This window comes from Paraburkholderia sp. GAS199 (assembly GCF_050436585.1).
Taxonomy (GTDB): domain Bacteria; phylum Pseudomonadota; class Gammaproteobacteria; order Burkholderiales; family Burkholderiaceae; genus Paraburkholderia.
In genome coordinates, this window is the sequence record NZ_JBNDMM010000008.1 from 113,131 (window position 1) to 130,287 (window position 17,157).

Sequence of the window (17,157 nt, forward strand, 5' to 3'; positions counted from 1 at the left end):
TGGTGAGCGGGCCGTATCGTTATCAATTTCCCACAAACAGGTACCGTCGATGCTTTGGGTCAAAACGTTTCACATCGTTCTGGTTGCGTCCTGGTTTGCTGGCTTGTTCTATCTGCCGCGCATCTTCGTCAATCTGGCGATGGAAACGGAACCCGCGGCAGTCGCGCGGCTGTTGATCATGGCGCGCAAGCTGTTTCGCTTCATGACGTTCATCACCGTGCCGGCGCTCGCGTGCGGCCTATGGCTGTGGCTCGTGATCGGAATCGGCAGCGGGCAGGGCTGGATTCACGCGAAGGTCGGCGTGGTGGTGTTGCTGCTGATCTATCACGCGTATTGCGGCGTGCTGCTGCGCACGTTCGAGCGTGGGGAAAACCGGCGATCGGACAAGTGGTATCGGATGTTCAACGAACTGCCGGTGCTGGGCATGCTGGCCGCGGTGGCACTGGTGGTCATCAAGCCGTTTTGAGACAGTGAGTATCCAGTCGACGTGGCGCTGACGCGCCGCGCCACTTCATGCACCCGGCTCGATCCGCCGCCGGTTGATCACCTCTTTCACCTGCGCGAGCTTTTCGACCAGTTCGGGTCCCCGGCTCAACGCAACGCCTACCGCCAGAATATCGCCGATCGCCAGATGCGATACGCGCGAGGTCATCGGCGAAAAAATGTCCGTGTCTTCGTCGACGTTCGCAAAAAGCCCGACGGTAGCGAGCCGCGCCAGCGGCGAATTGCCGTGCGTGATCGCAATCACTTTGGCGCCCGCGGCCAGCGCGGATTTCGCGGCGTCGACGATGTCGCGCGTGCGGCCCGTGTTCGAAATGGCCACCATGACATCGCCCTCGCCGAGCAATGCCGCCGACATCAAAAACGTGTGCGGGTCCGAATAAGCGACGCTCGGCATGCCGAGCCGGAAAAACTTGTGCTGCACGTCGAGTGCCGCGATACCCGAACCGCCCGCGCCGTAGAACTCGATACGGCGCGCCCTCGCCAGCAGGTCGATGGCCGCCGCCACGCTATCCGACGACAGGTTGTTACGCACCTGAATCAGCGCGCCGATGGTGCGATCCAGTACTTTCGCCGCGACGCCCGGCGTCGGTTCATCCGGCCGCACGTCGCGATAGACGGCGGGCACTTCCGCCGCGATTCCCTGCGCAAGCCGGATCTTGAACTCGCGAAACCCCGAAAAACCGAGCGCGTGACAGAAGCGCGCGATGGTCGGCTGGCTGACACCCGCGCGAGCCGCGACTTCCGTCATCGAGAGGTCCAACACCTCGCGCGGCGCTTCGATCACGTAATCGGCCAGTTTGCGCTCGGACGGCCGCAACTGATCGCGCATCTCTTCCACTTGGGACAGCATCATCGGAAAACTCGCACTATGCTGAAGAATGCGTGGACTATATCTGATTGCTGAAGAAGGTACAAAAACTACAAAAAGCGATCTAGGTGTTATCCCTAGGTTTGCTGTGAATCACGTAGAAGCGCTCTCAGTAAGGCGTAGAGCGTAGCCCGACGATGCGGCGGTGCAGCAGGATTCGTCGTTGCGATCATGTAGTTTTTCTACTAATATTGCGACGTCGACTGATCCGACATCCCCCGCGATACCTACCTGGCATAAAGCGCACGCCTGAATCGAGCGCGCGTCGCCAGCGACGAAGGAGCTCCGATGGTTTCCCCGCATTCGCAATTGTTGAAAGTCACGCAACGCGTGATCGAGCGCAGCAAGCCCACGCGCGAGGCCTACCTGGCCCGCATCGACCAGGCGCAGGGCAAATTTCCGGCGCGCGGCGCGCTCTCGTGCGCCAATCTGGCCCACGGCTTTGCCGGTCTCGAAGGGCGCGACAAGCTCGCCATCAAGGCGATCCGCGAACCGAACATCGGCATCGTCTCGTCGTATAACGAAATGCTGTCGGCGCACGCGCCGTACAAAAACTACCCGGACATCATCAAGGAAGCCGCGCGTGAAAACGGCGGCGTGGCGCAATTCGCAGGCGGCGTGCCGGCCATGTGCGACGGCGTCACGCAAGGCAATGCGGGCATGGAGCTGTCGCTGTTTTCGCGCGAAGTGATTGCGATGAGCACGGCGGTCGCGCTCACCCACAACATGTTCGACGCGGCCTTGTGCCTCGGCATCTGCGACAAGATCGTGCCGGGCCTGCTGATCGGCGCGCTGCAGTTCGGCCATCTGCCGACCATCTTCGTGCCGGCCGGTCCGATGGGCAGCGGCCTCTCGAACGACGACAAAGCCAAGACGCGCCAACTGTTCGCCACCGGCCAGTGCGGCCGCGACGCGCTGCTCGAAGCCGAGGCCGCCGCGTATCACAGCCACGGCACCTGCACCTTCTACGGCACCGCCAACAGCAACCAGATGCTGATGGAAGTGATGGGCCTGCATCTGCCGAGTTCGGCCTTCGTGCACCCGCATACGCCGCTGCGTGACGCGCTGACCGCGCAGGCCGCGCGCCGCGTGCTCGATCTGACGGTGGAGCGCGGCAATTACATGCCGATCGGGCACGTGGTCGACGAAAAGGCGATCGTCAACGGGATCGTCGCGTTGCTGGCAACGGGCGGCTCGACCAATCACACGTTGCACCTCGTGGCGATTGCGCGCGCGGCGGGCATCGTGATCGACTGGGACGACTTCGACACGCTGTCGCAAGCCGTGCCGCTGCTCGCGAAAATCTATCCGAACGGCAAGGCCGACGTGAACCACTTCCACGCTGCGGGCGGCGTGGCCTTCCTCGTACGCAATCTGCTGGAAGGCGGCTTGCTGCATGAAGACGTCAATACGGTGGCGGGTCGCGGTCTGCATCACTACACGCAGGAACCGAAGCTGCTGGACGGCAAGCTGGAATGGGTGCCGGGCACGGCTCAAAGCGAAGACACGACTGTGCTGCGCGGCATCAAGGAGCCGTTCCAGCCCGACGGCGGTTTGCGTCTGATGCAAGGCAAGCTCGGCCGTGGCGTGATCAAGATTTCAGCGGTGGCGGCGCAGCATCGCAAGGTGAAGGCGCCGGCTATCGTGTTCGATTCGCAGGAAGCGGTGCAGGCCGCTTTCGACAACGGCGAACTGAAGCGCGACTTCATCGCCGTGGTGCGCTTCCAGGGCGCCCGCGCAAACGGCATGCCCGAACTGCACCGTTTGACGCCGCTGCTCGGTGTGCTGCAGGATCAGGGTTTCCATGTCGCGCTCGTCACGGACGGCCGCATGTCGGGCGCGTCGGGCAAGGTGCCGGCGGTGATCCATCTGTCGCCGGAAGCGCTGCTGCAAGGCCCGATCGGCAAGGTTCGCACGGGCGACATGCTGGTGATCGACGCAGATGCCGGCGTGCTCGACATCGAAATCGACGCGGCCGAGTGGGCCGCGCGCGCAGGTGCGACGCCGCTGCATCAGGCGGAAAACGAAGTCGGTTTCGGCCGCGAACTGTTCGGCGTATTTCGCGCGGCAGCGGCGCCGGCGGAGCAGGGCGCGTCGGTATTCGGCCCGATGGTGGGCGAACGCGCGGCGACCCATGCCGAACCGGCAAGAGCACGCGTCGAAGAACACACAAGCACCACTCAAGCCAGCTAAACGCAACAAGGAGTCTGACTATGACGTCGAAAACAGTAAGCGATATCGTGCGCCTCGGCCCGGTGATTCCGGTGCTCGCATTCGACTCGGCCGAGCAAGGCGAACACGTGTCGCGCGCACTGCACGCGGGTGGCGTGAAAGTGCTGGAAATCACGCTGCGCACGGCGGCGGGCCTGGAAGCGATCGAACGCGCCAGCCATCTCGCCGATGACATCGTGGTGGGCGTCGGCACCATCACGAAGCCCGAGCACTGCGCGCAGGCGAAAAAAGCGGGCGCGCAGTTCGGCGTCTCGCCGGGCCTGACCAAAGATATGCACAAGGCCGCACAGGATGCCGGTCTGCCGCTGTTGCCGGGCGTCATGACGCCGTCCGACATCATCACGGCGCTCGAACTCGGCTACGAAATCGTCAAGTTTTTCCCGGCACAGCAAGCCGGCGGCGTGCCGATGCTGCAAGCGTTCCACGGGCCGTTCCCGACGCTGAAATTCTGTCCGACGGGCGGCATCACCGCGGAAACCGCGACGCACTTCCTGTCGCTGCCGAACGTGGTGTGCGTGGGCGGTTCGTGGCTCACGCCGAAAGCCGCGCTGGCCGCGCAGAACTGGGACGAAGTCACGCGTCTCGCGCGTGCAGCCAGCCAGTTGGCCGCACCCGCCCATTGAGTCGAAGCGGGCCGACGCTGGTCCGCTAGCAGCATTTCATCTTCAGGAGCCTCGTCGTAGCAGCCGGTCGGGTTGTCGCGACGAGGCTTTTTTATTCGCGCCGTCGCGCACTCCGCGGGCGTTTTGAAGCGACAAACAGTAAAATTCAGCGTCCGCGCGGCTCGCCGGCTTTTCAGGCACCGCTCAAGGTCGCCGTGAGACAGATGCCAGACGTGCTCTGCACGCAACCTCGTTGAAGAGGCCGGCGCGAAGCGCCAGGTTGGGGGCACCCACAATCAATAACGCAAAGGAGGAGCTTCATGGAAGCTGTCCACGGCAGCATGCTGCTGGTCTACGCGGTGATCGCCATCGCACTGCTGATTCTGCTGATCACCCGTTACAAGGTTTATCCGTTTCTCGTTCTCATCATCGTGTCGCTGCTGCTCGGGCTCGTCTCCGGCATGCCGATCGGCACGATCGTCAAATCGTTCGAAACGGGCAACGGCAATACGCTGGGACACATCGCGATCGTGGTCGGTCTCGGCACCATGCTCGGCAAGATGATGGCCGAATCGGGCGGCGCCGAGCGCATCGCCACCACGCTCATCGACAAGTTCGGCGAGAAGAACATTCACTGGGCGATGATGGTCGTCGCGATCATCGTCGGCTTGCCGGTGTTCTTCGAAGTCGGCTTCGTGCTGCTGATTCCGATCGCGTTCAACGTCGCGAAACGCACGGGCAAATCGCTGCTGCTGATCGGCTTGCCGATGGTCGCGGGCCTGTCCGTCGTGCACGGCCTGATTCCGCCGCATCCGGCTGCGATGCTCGCCGTGCAGGCGTATCACGCCGATATCGGCAAGACGATTGCGTACGGTCTGATCGTGGGTGTGCCGACCGCGATCGTCGCCGGTCCGCTGTTCGCGCTGCTGATCAGCCGCTACATCAAACTGCCGAAAGACAACGCGCTCGCTTCGCAATTTCTCGGCTCGGGCGATAACGCAAAAGACGGCGCGCAGGACGGCAGGAGCGCTGCGCCGAAGCGCGAACTGCCGAGCTTCGGCATCACGTTGTTCACGATTCTGCTGCCGGTGATTCTGATGCTGGTCGGCAGCTGGGCCGATCTCGTGTTCGCACCGAAGACGCTCGCGAACGACCTGCTGCATTTCGTCGGCAACTCCGACGTCGCGTTGCTCATCGCCGTGCTCGTCAGCTTCTGGACGTTCGGTGCGAGCCGTGGCTTCAACCGCGAGCAGATCCAGAAGTTCTGCGGCGAATGTCTGGCGCCGATCGCCGGCATCACGCTGATCGTGGGCGCGGGCGGCGGCTTCGGTCGCGTGCTGATGGACAGCGGCATCTCCAAGGAAATCGTCAATGCGGCCACCTCGGCGCATCTGTCGCCGCTGCTGTTCGGCTGGCTGGTCGCCGCGCTGATCCGTCTCGCGACGGGTTCGGCCACGGTCGCCATGACCACGGCTTGCGGCATCGTCGCGCCGATCGCGGCCGCGAGCGGCGTGCAGGTGTCGCCGGAATTGCTGGTGCTCGCCACCGGCTCGGGCTCGCTGATCTTCTCGCACGTGAACGACGGCGGTTTCTGGCTGATCAAGGAATACTTCGGTATGACGGTGGGGCAGACCTTCAAGACATGGTCGCTCCTCGAAACCATCATTTCGCTGATGGGTTTGGGTTTGACCTTCGCGCTAGCGGCGGTCGTGTAAGGAGTTTTTGATGATTTTGATCGCAATGGGCGTGTCCGGCGCCGGCAAAACGAGGATTGGCGAAATGCTGGCTGAGCGCCTGCACTGCGCCTTCACCGACGGCGACGCGTTTCACAGCGCCGCGAACAAGGAGAAGATGCACCACGGCATTCCGCTCACCGACGAAGACCGTTGGCCGTGGCTGAAAACGATCCGTGCGGCGATCGAGGAAAAGCAGAAGGCGGGCGAAGAAGCGGTCTTCACGTGCTCGTCGCTCAAGCGCTCGTATCGCGACGTTCTGCGCGCCGGTGACAGCGACGTGGTGTTCGTCTACCTGAAGGGCTCGCGCGAAGTGCTGGAAGAGCGTCTGACCACGCGCACCGGACACTTCTTCGATCCGTCGCTGTTGCAGAGCCAGCTCGATACGCTCGAAGAGCCTGGCGCGGACGAAGCGATTACCGTGAGCATCGAGTTGTCGCCGGAAGAGATCGTCGACAGCGTGCTGGTGCAAGTCGAAGCGCGTAAATAAGCTCGCCGCGATTCACCGCTTCGTTGCGGTAGATGAAAAAAAACCGCTCCTCGGAGCGGTTTTTTTGTGCCTCGCGAATCTGCCGGTCGCGAGGCGATGCAGCACCGAGCGTCGCCTTAAGCGATACGCTTGGCCAGTTCCACGGCCTTGCCGATATACGAAGCCGGCGTCATGGCCAGCAGACGGTCTTTGGCGTCTTGCGGAATCGCGAGACCGCTGACGAACGTTTGCAGCGCTTCACGCGTGATGCCCTTGCCGCGCGTCAGTTCTTTCAATTGTTCGTACGGGTTCTCGATGCCGTAGCGGCGCATGACCGTTTGCACCGGCTCCGCCAGCACTTCCCAGCAGTTGTCGAGGTCTTCGTTCAGACGGGCTGCGTTCACTTCGAGTTTGTCGAGACCGCGGATCAGCGAGTCGTACGCGAGCAGCGAGTAACCGAACGCGACGCCCATGTTGCGCAGCACGGTCGAGTCGGTCAGGTCGCGCTGCCAGCGCGAGACCGGCAGCTTGTCGGCGAGATGGCGCAGCGTGGCGTTGGCCAGGCCCAGATTGCCTTCCGAGTTTTCGAAGTCGATCGGGTTGACCTTGTGCGGCATGGTCGACGAACCGATTTCGCCGGCCTTCAGGCGCTGCTTGAAGTAACCGAGCGAGATGTAGCCCCACACGTCGCGGTCGAGGTCCAGCAGGATCGTGTTCGCGCGCGACACCGCGTCGAACAGTTCGGCCATGTAGTCGTGCGGCTCGATCTGGATCGTGTACGGATTGAACGTGAGCTTGAGACGCTGCTCGACCACTTCACGCGAGAACGCTTCCCAGTCGAAGTCCGGATACGCCGACAGATGCGCGTTGAAGTTGCCCACCGCGCCGTTCATCTTGCCGAGCAGTTCGACCTTCGCAACGCGGTCGATGGCGCGTTCCAGGCGTGCCGCGACGTTGGCGATTTCCTTGCCGAGCGTGGTCGGGCTGGCCGGCTGGCCGTGCGTGCGCGACAGCATCGGCTGTTCGGCCTGCGCATGCGCCAGCGCGACGAGGCGCTGATGCACCGAACGCAGCGCCGGCAGGATCACGTGTTCACGTGCGCCCGCGAGCATCAGGCCGTGCGAGGTGTTGTTGATGTCTTCCGACGTGCAGGCGAAATGGATGAACTCGCTCGCGCGTTCCAGTTCTTCCTGACCCTTGACCGATTCCTTCAGCCAGTACTCGACCGCTTTCACGTCGTGATTCGTCACACGTTCGATTTCCTTGATGCGGGCGGCGTCGTGCGCGGTGAAGCGCTCGGCCAGTTGCAGCAGGAATTGCTCGGACGCGTCGGAAAAACGCGGCACTTCGGCGAAACCGGCGCGCGAGAGCGCGATCAGCCAATGGATTTCGACGGTCACGCGATTGCGCATGAAGGCGGATTCCGAGAGCCAGTCGCGCAGGGCTTCGGTTTTCGACGCGTAGCGGCCGTCGAGCGGGGAGAGCGCGTTCAGCGCGAACAGGGTGTCGGGGCGGGTGTCGGACATGATGGAGGCGGATTGGGCCGATGAACGCTCGGGAGCGCGCAGTGACCGGTTCGGGAACGGAGGGAACCGCGAATTTTACCACTGTGCGACAGATAGCCTGCGCTCGGGCTTCGAGACGCCCGGCCGGGCACCGCAGGCCGCGCTCCACGTTCAGGCCGGAATACGACCGTCCGAACCACGCCGGGAAATCCGCGCCGCTAGAATGCTGACTTCTTCCCTCCCGCCGGCAGCAGGCTTCGCATGGAACTGAAATGGCTCGAAGACTTCGTTTCACTCGCGGAAACGCGTAGTTTCAGCCGCTCGGCCGAGTTGCGCCACGTCACGCAGCCGGCGTTTTCGCGCCGCATCCAGGCGCTCGAAGCGTGGCTCGGCACGGAGCTGATCGACCGTTCCGTCTACCCGACGCGGCTCACGGCGGCCGGTCAGGTGTTCAACGAGCAGGCGCTGGCCATGCTCTCGCAGTTCCACGAGGCGCGTGCGCTGCTGCGCGGCCACACGGCCACGCCGCAAGCGACGATCGAATTCGCCGTGCCGCACACGTTGTCGCTGACCTATTTCCCGCGCTGGCTGCAGCGGATCGAAGCGCAGATGGGGCCGATCCACACCCGCCTGCGTGCGCTGAACGTGCACGACGCGGCCTTGTCGCTGGTGGAGGGCGGCTGCGATCTCATGATGGGCTATCACCATCCGAGCCACCCGGTCGCGCTCGATCCGGCGCGCTACGACATGCTCACGCTCGGCAACGAACCGATCAGCCCGTTCTCGGCGCCCGCTCGTGCCGGACGTCCGCGTCATACGTTGCCGGGCACGGCGGACGTGCCGACGCCGTATCTCTCGTACACGCCCAACGCCTATCTCGGCCGCATGACCGAGGTGATCCTCGCGAACGCGCCCGAGCGTCTCTACCTCGACCGTCTCTACGAAACCGACATGGCCGAAGGGCTCAAGGCGATGGCGCTGGCCGGTCACGGCGTCGCCTTCCTGCCGCATAGCGCCGTGGAAGACGCCGTGGCCGACGGCAAGCTGATCCGCCTCGACCGCGCCACGCGGGGCACGCCCGAAGGCCAGCTCACGCTGACCATGGAGATTCGACTCTACCGCGACAAGCTCGCCGCGAAGAGCGACGACGCCCGGCAGATCCTCGTGCGGCAACTGTGGGACGTGGTGTCGGAGGAACTTGCGCAGGGCACGGACGCGGCTTGAACGTGATGCTGCCGGGCGACGCGAATTTGCGGCTTCTGAAGGGTTATGCAAAAAAAACATAATCGGATAATGAAACGGCATTGGATTTCAAATCGGCCTTTTTCGACAATGCTGCTATTCGATCAACGCCGGAGCGTTCATGTCTTCCCAGCAGCAAGTCGCACAATCCGCATCATCGTTGCAGTCCGTTCCCTCCTACCTCAATCGTGACGACCTCGGCCCCTGGGGCAACTATTTGCGCCAGGTCGACCGCGTCGCACCGTACCTCGGCTCGCTGTCCCGCTGGCTCGAAACGCTGAAGCGCCCCAAGCGCATTCTGGTGGTGGACGTGCCTATCGAACTCGATAACGGCACTGTCGCGCACTTCGAGGGTTATCGCGTGCAGCACAACGTGTCGCGTGGTCCGGGCAAGGGCGGCGTGCGGTATCACCAGGACGTGACCTTGTCGGAAGTGATGGCGCTGTCGGCGTGGATGTCGGTGAAGAACGCAGCCGTGAACGTGCCGTACGGCGGCGCGAAGGGCGGTATCCGCGTCGATCCGCGTACGCTTTCGCGTGGTGAACTCGAACGCGTCACGCGTCGCTATACCAGCGAAATCGGCATCATCATCGGACCGAACACCGACATTCCCGCGCCGGACGTGAACACGAACGAGCAGATCATGGCGTGGATGATGGACACGTACTCGATGAACCAGGGCCAAACGGCCACGGGCGTCGTGACGGGCAAGCCGATCACGCTGGGCGGTTCGCTGGGTCGCCGTGAAGCGACGGGCCGCGGCGTTTTCGTGGTGGCGTCGGAAGCGGCACGCCGTATCGGCGTGGATATCGAAGGCGCACGCATCGCCGTGCAGGGCTTCGGCAACGTGGGCGGCATCGCGGCGCGCCTGTTCCAGGAAGCGGGCGCAAAGCTGGTCGCCGTGCAGGATCACACCGGCTCGCTTTACAAGAGCACGGGTATCGACGCGGTTGCGTTGCTCGATCACGTGGCGAAGACGGGCGGCGTGGGCGGTTTTGCCGAAGCCGATGCGGTCACGAGCGAAGAGTTCTGGAACGTCGAGTCGGACATCCTGATCCCGGCTGCGCTGGAAAACCAGATTACCGAGAAGAACGCCGGCAAGATCAAGACGAAGATCGTCGTGGAAGGCGCCAACGGCCCGACCACCACGGCAGCGGACGACATCCTCCACGACCGCGGCATCCTCGTGATTCCGGACGTGGTGGCCAATGCGGGCGGCGTGACGGTGTCGTACTTCGAATGGGTGCAGGACTTCTCCAGCTTCTTCTGGACCGAAGACGAGATCAACCAGCGTCTCGAGCGCGTCATGCGCGAAGCCTTCGCGGCGGTGTGGCAGGTGTCGAGCGAGCAGAAGGTGTCCGTGCGTACCGCGGCGTTTATCGTCGCCTGTAAGCGGATTCTCGAAGCGCGCGAACTGCGCGGCCTGTATCCCTGATCGTCAGATCGAAATCGGCTGTTTGAAACGGCAACCCGCCCACTCGCGGGTTTGCCCGAAGTTTGCTTGAGCGCGGTTCACGAGACCGCGTGCTGGACCCGGCGGGCGGCATCGGATCGATGCCGCCCGCCTTTGCATATGCGGAAAGGTTGACCGACCGACCCGAAGTGCTGTCGCAACCCGCGAAAACGGTAGCGGCGTACACGCAACAAACATGGTTTATAGCCATACTTTCAGAATAATTACTTTGCTAAACTGGCGCCGGTTCTTGCCAAGGAGATCACCAAATGAAGGTTAAAAAAGCTGCGCTGCTGCTCGCGACTCTCGGACTGTTTACGGTTGGCGCGCACGCGCAAGACGCAGGTACGCTGAAAAAGATCAAGGACACGGGCGTCATCTCGCTGGGGCATCGCGAATCGTCGATTCCGTTTTCGTATTACGACGACAAGCAGAACGTCATCGGCTATTCGCAGGAATTCGCACTGAAGGTCGTCGAGGCAGTGAAGCAGAAGCTGAACATGCCCAACCTGAAGGTCAAGCTGACGCCGGTTACGTCGCAAAACCGTATTCCGCTGGTGCAGAACGGCACGGTCGACATGGAATGCGGCTCCACCACCAATAACGCCGAACGTCAGCAACAGGCTGCGTTTTCGAACACGATCTTCGTGATCGGCACGCGTTTGATGACCAAGAAAGACTCGGGCATCAAAGACTGGGCCGACCTGAAGGGCAAGACGGTCGTGACGACCGCCGGCACCACGTCCGAGCGCCTGCTTCGCAAGATGAATCAGGACAAGAGCATGGGCATGAACATCATCAGCGCGAAAGACCACGGCGAGTCGTTCCTGACGCTCTCCACCGGCCGTGCTGCCGCGTTCATGATGGACGACGCACTGCTGGCGGGTGAACGCGCCAAGTCGAACAACCCGGGCGACTTCGTGATCGTCGGCACGCCGCAATCGCACGAAGCGTACGGCTGCATGATCCGCAAGAACGATCCGGAGTTCAAGAAGGTCGTCGACGACGCAATCGCGAAGGTCGAAACCTCGGGCGAAGCCGATCAGATCTACAAGAAGTGGTTCGAATCCCCGATTCCGCCGAAGGGCCTGAACCTGGCCTTCCCGGAGAGCGACGACATCAAGGCGCTCTACAAGAACCCGAATGACAAGGCAATCGACTAAACCTTAGCTGTTTTTTGAAACGCTGAACGAAACGGAAGGGGCCATGCGCTTCTTCCGTTTCTTTTTGCTGGAGTCTTGCTCATGTCATATCACTGGAACTGGGGCATTCTGCTAAGTCCGGTCTCCACCGGCGAGCCGACCACCTACCTGGGCTGGTTGCTGTCCGGCTTCTGGGTGACGATTACCGTGTCGCTGTCGGCATGGGTGATCGCGCTGATCGTCGGGTCGTTGTTCGGCGTGCTGCGCACGGTGCCGAACAAGTGGGCGTCGGGCATCGGTACGCTCTACGTCGCGATTTTCCGCAACATTCCGCTGATCGTGCAGTTCTTCATCTGGTATCTGGTGATACCGGAATTGCTGCCTTCGTCGATCGGTAACTGGTTCAAGCAACTGCCGCCGGGCGCGCAGTTCTTTTCGTCGTCGATCATCTGTCTCGGGTTGTTCACTGCCGCGCGCGTGTGCGAGCAGGTGCGCTCGGGCATCAACGCATTGCCGCGCGGTCAGCGCGCCGCGGGTCTGGCGATGGGTTTCACGCAATGGCAGACGTATCGCTACGTGCTGCTGCCGGTCGCGTACCGCATCATCGTGCCGCCGCTCACGTCCGAGTTTCTGAACATCTTCAAGAACTCGGCGGTCGCCTCGACCATCGGTCTGCTGGATCTGTCCGCACAGGCGCGCCAGCTGGTCGACTACACGTCGCAGACGTACGAGTCGTTCATCGCGGTCACGCTGGCGTACATGCTGATCAATCTGGTCGTGATGCAACTGATGCGCTGGGTCGAAGCCAAAACCCGGTTGCCCGGCTATATCGGAGGTAAGTGATGCATCATTTCGACTGGAGCGGTATTCCGGGCGCACTGCCTACGCTGTGGACCGGCGCCATCGTCACCTTCAAGATCACGGTGATCGCCATCGTGTTCGGCATCATCTGGGGTACGGTGTTGGCCATGTTGCGGTTGTCGTCGTTCAAGCCGTTCGAGTGGTTCGCGAAGGCGTACGTCACGATCTTCCGTTCGATCCCGCTGGTGATGGTGCTGCTGTGGTTCTTCCTGATCGTGCCGCAGGTGTTGCAGAACGTGCTGGGCCTGTCGCCGGATATCGACATTCGCCTCGCTTCGGCCATGGTCGCTTTCTCGCTGTTCGAGGCGGCGTACTACTCCGAAATCATCCGCGCCGGGATTCAGGCCGTGCCGCGCGGGCAGGTGAGCGCGTCGTTCGCGCTCGGCATGACGTACGCGCAGTCCATGCGTCTCGTGGTGTTGCCGCAGGCGTTCCGTGCAATGGTGCCGCTGCTGCTCACGCAAGGCATCGTGTTGTTCCAGGATACGTCGCTCGTCTACGTGATCAGCCTCGCCGACTTCTTCCGCACCGCCACGAATATTGGCGACCGTGACGGTACGAACGTCGAAATGGTACTGTTCGCGGGCGCGTGTTATTTCGTGATCTGCGTGATCGCGTCGAGCCTCGTCAAAGGTCTTCAGAAAAAGGTCGCAAGATGATCTCTATCAAGAATGTTTCGAAGTGGTACGGCCAGTTTCAGGTACTGACCGACTGCACGACAGAAGTGAAAAAGGGTGAAGTGGTGGTGGTGTGCGGACCGTCGGGTTCGGGCAAGTCCACGCTCATTAAAACCGTGAACGGCCTCGAACCGTTCCAGAAGGGTGAGATCGTCATCAACGGCCAGTCGCTGACCGACAAGAAAACCAATCTGTCGAAGCTGCGCGCGAAGGTCGGCATGGTGTTCCAGCACTTCGAACTGTTTCCGCATCTGTCGATCGTGCAGAACCTGACGCTCGCGCAGATCAAGGTGCTCGGCCGTTCGCAGGACGAAGCCACGGCCAAGGGCCTGAAGCTGCTGGATCGCGTCGGTCTGCGCGCTCACGCTGACAAGTTCCCGGGGCAGTTGTCGGGCGGTCAGCAGCAACGTGTGGCGATTGCACGCGCGTTATCGATGGACCCGATCGCCATGCTGTTCGACGAGCCGACGTCCGCGCTCGATCCGGAAATGATCAACGAAGTGCTCGACGTGATGGTCGAACTCGCGCAGGAAGGCATGACCATGATGTGCGTGACGCACGAAATGGGCTTCGCTAAGAAGGTCGCGCATCGCGTGATCTTCATGGACAAGGGCTTGATCGTCGAAGACGACCGCAAGGAAGACTTCTTCGCCAATCCGAAGTCGGATCGCGCGAAAGATTTTCTCGCCAAGATCCTGCACTGAACCGCGTGTGGCAGGCTGCGTTTCGCAGCCGCTGACGCGAAAAAAAACCGCTTCGAAAGAAGCGGTTTTTTTATTTCCGGAAGCCCGGCGTGTGAGTGGCCGACGTACTCAGGACTCGAACGCAGCCGTGTCGTCGGCCGCTTCGAGATCGACGGCGGCGTCGGCCGCGGGGTTCGCGATGGCGGTCGGGGCGAACGTCGCGGCAATCGTGGTGGCGGAAGCCGAGGCGTCGAGCGCGGGATTGCGCAGCTTTTCCAGCACCGAAGCCGGCACCGGCACGTTGACCCGGCCGATCACTTCGCCATGCTGGAACATCAGCAGATCGCCGGGATTGAAGGCGGTCCACACTTCGTTGTCCGTGAGCGGCTTGGTGGCGATCACCGCGACGCGATCTTCGGGCGTCGTGTATTTGGCGAAATCGATCGACACGTCGGCGTCGACCAGATGCGCGGTCGAGAACGGCCAGCGCCGCACGATGTAATGCAGATGCGTGGAGCAGTGCGCGAACTGCGCCTGACCGTTCGACATCAGGAAGTTGAACACGCCGAACTGCGTGATTTCGCGCGTGAGCGTTTCGAGCGCGGCGAACAGTTCGTCGAGCGGCGGCTGACAACCCGGAAAAGCCTTGCGCAAACCCTGCAACAGCGCACAGAACGCGAGTTCGCTATCGGTCGTGCCGACTGGCTGATACACGCCGTTCAAGGCCGGCGAAAAGTCTTTCAGGTCGCCGTTGTGCGCGAAGATCCAGTGGCGTCCCCACAATTCACGCATGAACGGATGGCAGTTTTCCAGCAGGATGTGCCCTTGCGTCGCCTTGCGGATATGCGCGATCGTATTTTTCGACTTGATCGGATAACGCTTCACCATCTCGGCGATCGGCGACGTGGCCGACGATTGATGGTCGATGAACAGGCGGCAGGCCTTGTCTTCGAAGAAGGCGATTCCCCAGCCGTCGGCATGGTGATCGGTGACGCCGCCGCGCGCTGCAAAGCCGGTGAACGAAAACGTGACGTCCGTGGGCTCGGCGCAGTTCATTCCGAGAAGTTGGCACATGTTGCGGGTAAGCCTGTGAACGGGGCGAGCCGTTACAATGATGATTTTCCAAGCATATCACCGAGCCAGAAGCGCCAAATAGCAAAATTGACGTGTGTTTAGCCCGCAACGGCACGAATTGCCGTGGTGCGCGCAGGTCAATCGCGTGTTTGTCGCCGAGGTTCGTCCCCCTCTCGACATGACCGCCTCCAACGCCGCCCTCGCTTCCATCGACTCCATCACGCTCGCCCGCCCGGACGACTGGCATCTGCACGTTCGCGACGGCGAAATGCTCGCCGCCGTGCTGCCCGACACCGCGCGCCAGTTTGCTCGCGCGATCATCATGCCGAACCTGAAGCCGCCGGTCACCACGACCGCGATGGCGCAGGCGTACCGCGAGCGGATCGTGGCCGCCATTCCGGCCGGCGCGAAGTTCGAGCCGCTGATGACCCTCTATCTGACCGACAACACGCCGCCCGACGAAATCCGCCGCGCGCGCGAAAGCGGTTTCGTGCATGGCGTGAAGCTGTATCCGGCGGGCGCCACGACCAACTCGGATGCGGGCGTCACCGACATCATGAAGTGCGCGAAAACGCTCGAAGTCATGCAGGAAGTCGGCATGCCGCTGCTGGTGCACGGCGAAGTGACGGACTCTTCGATCGACCTGTTCGACCGCGAGAAGGTATTCATCGACCGCGTGATGACGCCGCTGCGCGCTGCGTTTCCGGCGCTCAAGGTGGTGTTCGAACACATCACCACTAAAGACGCGGTCGACTACATCCGCGAAGCCGGCGTCGCGCCGGGGCTGCTGGGCGCTACGCTGACCGCGCATCATTTGCTGTACAACCGCAACGCAATTTTCCAGGGCGGCATTCGCCCGCACTATTACTGTCTGCCGGTGTTGAAGCGCGAGACGCATCGTGTGGCGCTGGTCGAGGCGGCAACGTCGGGCAATCCGCGCTTCTTCCTCGGCACGGATAGCGCGCCGCATCCGAAGGGGCTGAAGGAGCACGCCTGCGGCTGCGCCGGTTGCTACACGGCATTGCATGCGCTGGAACTCTATACGGAAGCCTTCGACAAGGCCGGCGCGCTCGACAAGCTCGAAGGCTTCGCGAGCTTCTTCGGCGCGGATTTCTACGGTCTGCCGCGCAATGCCGAAAAGGTGACGCTGCGTCGCGAAGAGTGGACGTTGCCGGCAGAGCTGCCGGTCGGCGACACGCCGGTCGTACCTTTGCGCGGCGGCGAGTCGATCGGCTGGCGCCTAGTCTGAGCTTGCCGTCCATGCCGGTGCACGAAGCGGCGGGGCGTGCGGATTCAACCCCGGGTTTCGCCGAGATCGACTGGACGAGGCCATGGTTTGCGCAATTCGCCGCGCGTGGTGAGCGCTGGCAGCAGGCAGCGCTCACCAGCTATGCCGCTTTGCTCGCGCAAATGAATGCCGACGCCGGCGAAATGGGTCAGCGAACCGGCCGCGGCGAGCGTCTCGCGTTCATCGCACAAGACGACCTGCCGCCGGGTGCGGCTTATGAGGCGCATATCGCGGCCACCGGCTGCGTGCCGACGCGCCACAACTTGCACGACTTCTTCAACGGGTCGATGTGGTTTGCGTTTCCGCGCATCAAGGCGGCGCTGAACGCGCGGCAGTCGGCGGCGATCGACGCGCTCGGCGTCGGACCAACCCGCGGCGGCGTGCGCGACACGCTCACCCTGTTCGACGAAAACGCGTTGCTGTTTGCTTGCGCCGATCCGGCCTTGAGCGTCGCGTTGCGCGGCTTCGACTGGCAAACCTTGCTGGTCGCCGGGCGTGAGGCGTGGGGCACACGCTGCGAAGTGCGCTGTTTCGGTCATGCGTTGCTGGAAAAGCTGATCGTGCCGTTCAAGGCCTGCACGGGGCATGCGTGGATCGTCGACGTGCCGCCGCATTATTTCGATTGGGACGCAGTCTCGCGCGATGCCTTGCTGGATGAGGTTGTCAGCGCAACCTTGCTCGACACGCCCGCGCTCACGAGCCGCATGTTTGCGCCGTTGCCGGTGCTGGGCATTCCCGGCTGGTGGCCGGAAAACGGGCGGCCCGGTTTTTACGACGACGTATCGGTGTTCCGGACGGGGCGTCGCACGCGTTAGCGCGCGAGT

At 62.5% G+C, this 17,157-nt stretch carries 16 protein-coding genes; 13 read left to right on the plus strand and 3 right to left on the minus strand.

Annotation, left to right across the window (positions count from 1 at the left end; all coding sequences use genetic code 11):
* The first annotated feature begins 49 nt into the window (after nucleotides 1-49).
* Complete coding sequence (locus tag P3T18_RS27370) at nucleotides 50-466, plus strand: CopD family protein (protein WP_429303093.1); 417 nt, start codon at nucleotides 50-52, stop codon at nucleotides 464-466.
* A 45-nt stretch (nucleotides 467-511) separates the two neighbouring features.
* On the opposite strand, the gene P3T18_RS27375 is transcribed toward P3T18_RS27370, so the two are convergent.
* Nucleotides 512-1,357, minus strand: coding sequence for a MurR/RpiR family transcriptional regulator (locus P3T18_RS27375; RefSeq protein WP_429303094.1), 846 nt, complete (start codon nucleotides 1,355-1,357; stop codon nucleotides 512-514).
* 303 nt (nucleotides 1,358-1,660) lie between these two features.
* Between P3T18_RS27375 and edd the strand changes: the two genes are divergently transcribed.
* The 4 genes from edd to P3T18_RS27395 all read left to right on the plus strand — a co-directional run bounded on the left by edd (nucleotide 1,661) and on the right by P3T18_RS27395 (nucleotide 6,429).
* Nucleotides 1,661-3,565, plus strand: a complete 1,905-nt coding sequence (edd, locus tag P3T18_RS27380) for a phosphogluconate dehydratase (RefSeq protein ID WP_429303095.1) — start codon at nucleotides 1,661-1,663, stop codon at nucleotides 3,563-3,565.
* Between the two features lie 20 nt (nucleotides 3,566-3,585).
* Nucleotides 3,586-4,227 (plus strand): bifunctional 4-hydroxy-2-oxoglutarate aldolase/2-dehydro-3-deoxy-phosphogluconate aldolase, encoded by a 642-nt coding sequence (eda, locus tag P3T18_RS27385; RefSeq protein ID WP_429303096.1) that lies wholly within the window; start codon nucleotides 3,586-3,588, stop codon nucleotides 4,225-4,227.
* Between the two features lie 299 nt (nucleotides 4,228-4,526).
* Nucleotides 4,527-5,921 (plus strand): GntP family permease, encoded by a 1,395-nt coding sequence (locus tag P3T18_RS27390; protein WP_429303097.1) that lies wholly within the window; start codon nucleotides 4,527-4,529, stop codon nucleotides 5,919-5,921.
* A gap of 10 nt (nucleotides 5,922-5,931) precedes the next feature.
* Nucleotides 5,932-6,429 (plus strand): gluconokinase, encoded by a 498-nt coding sequence (locus P3T18_RS27395; protein WP_429303098.1) that lies wholly within the window; start codon nucleotides 5,932-5,934, stop codon nucleotides 6,427-6,429.
* 116 nt (nucleotides 6,430-6,545) lie between these two features.
* On the opposite strand, the gene purB is transcribed toward P3T18_RS27395, so the two are convergent.
* Complete coding sequence (gene purB / locus P3T18_RS27400) at nucleotides 6,546-7,934, minus strand: adenylosuccinate lyase (RefSeq protein ID WP_429303099.1); 1,389 nt, start codon at nucleotides 7,932-7,934, stop codon at nucleotides 6,546-6,548.
* A 240-nt stretch (nucleotides 7,935-8,174) separates the two neighbouring features.
* On the opposite strand from purB, the gene P3T18_RS27405 reads away from it, so the two are divergent.
* From P3T18_RS27405 to P3T18_RS27430, 6 genes are all read left to right on the plus strand, one after another.
* Nucleotides 8,175-9,137, plus strand: a complete 963-nt coding sequence (locus P3T18_RS27405; protein ID WP_429303100.1) for a LysR family transcriptional regulator — start codon at nucleotides 8,175-8,177, stop codon at nucleotides 9,135-9,137.
* 139 nt (nucleotides 9,138-9,276) lie between these two features.
* Nucleotides 9,277-10,590 (plus strand): Glu/Leu/Phe/Val family dehydrogenase, encoded by a 1,314-nt coding sequence (locus P3T18_RS27410; protein ID WP_429303101.1) that lies wholly within the window; start codon nucleotides 9,277-9,279, stop codon nucleotides 10,588-10,590.
* A 287-nt stretch (nucleotides 10,591-10,877) separates the two neighbouring features.
* Nucleotides 10,878-11,771, plus strand: a complete 894-nt coding sequence (locus P3T18_RS27415; protein ID WP_429303102.1) for a glutamate/aspartate ABC transporter substrate-binding protein — start codon at nucleotides 10,878-10,880, stop codon at nucleotides 11,769-11,771.
* An 81-nt stretch (nucleotides 11,772-11,852) separates the two neighbouring features.
* Nucleotides 11,853-12,593, plus strand: coding sequence for an amino acid ABC transporter permease (locus tag P3T18_RS27420; protein ID WP_429303103.1), 741 nt, complete (start codon nucleotides 11,853-11,855; stop codon nucleotides 12,591-12,593).
* Nucleotides 12,593-13,270, plus strand: a complete 678-nt coding sequence (gene gltK / locus P3T18_RS27425) for a glutamate/aspartate ABC transporter permease GltK (protein WP_429303104.1) — start codon at nucleotides 12,593-12,595, stop codon at nucleotides 13,268-13,270. The genes P3T18_RS27420 and gltK overlap by 1 nt, the downstream gene beginning before the upstream one ends.
* Nucleotides 13,267-13,992, plus strand: coding sequence for an amino acid ABC transporter ATP-binding protein (locus tag P3T18_RS27430; protein WP_429303105.1), 726 nt, complete (start codon nucleotides 13,267-13,269; stop codon nucleotides 13,990-13,992). Before gltK ends, P3T18_RS27430 begins: the two co-directional genes overlap by 4 nt.
* 108 nt (nucleotides 13,993-14,100) lie before the next feature.
* Here P3T18_RS27430 and P3T18_RS27435 read toward each other — a convergent pair whose 3' ends face one another.
* Nucleotides 14,101-15,045 carry a class II glutamine amidotransferase gene (locus tag P3T18_RS27435; protein WP_429303106.1) on the minus strand — a complete coding sequence of 315 codons (945 nt, stop codon included), beginning with the start codon at nucleotides 15,043-15,045 and terminating at the stop codon, nucleotides 14,101-14,103.
* A gap of 178 nt (nucleotides 15,046-15,223) precedes the next feature.
* Between P3T18_RS27435 and pyrC the strand changes: the two genes are divergently transcribed.
* The gene (pyrC, locus tag P3T18_RS27440; RefSeq protein WP_429303413.1) at nucleotides 15,224-16,294 is read left to right on the plus strand and encodes a dihydroorotase; all 1,071 of its coding nucleotides are present in this window, start codon (nucleotides 15,224-15,226) and stop codon (nucleotides 16,292-16,294) included.
* Nucleotides 16,207-17,148, plus strand: coding sequence for a DUF3025 domain-containing protein (locus P3T18_RS27445; protein WP_429303107.1), 942 nt, complete (start codon nucleotides 16,207-16,209; stop codon nucleotides 17,146-17,148). The genes pyrC and P3T18_RS27445 overlap by 88 nt, the downstream gene beginning before the upstream one ends.
* The last annotated feature ends 9 nt before the right edge of the window (nucleotides 17,149-17,157 follow it).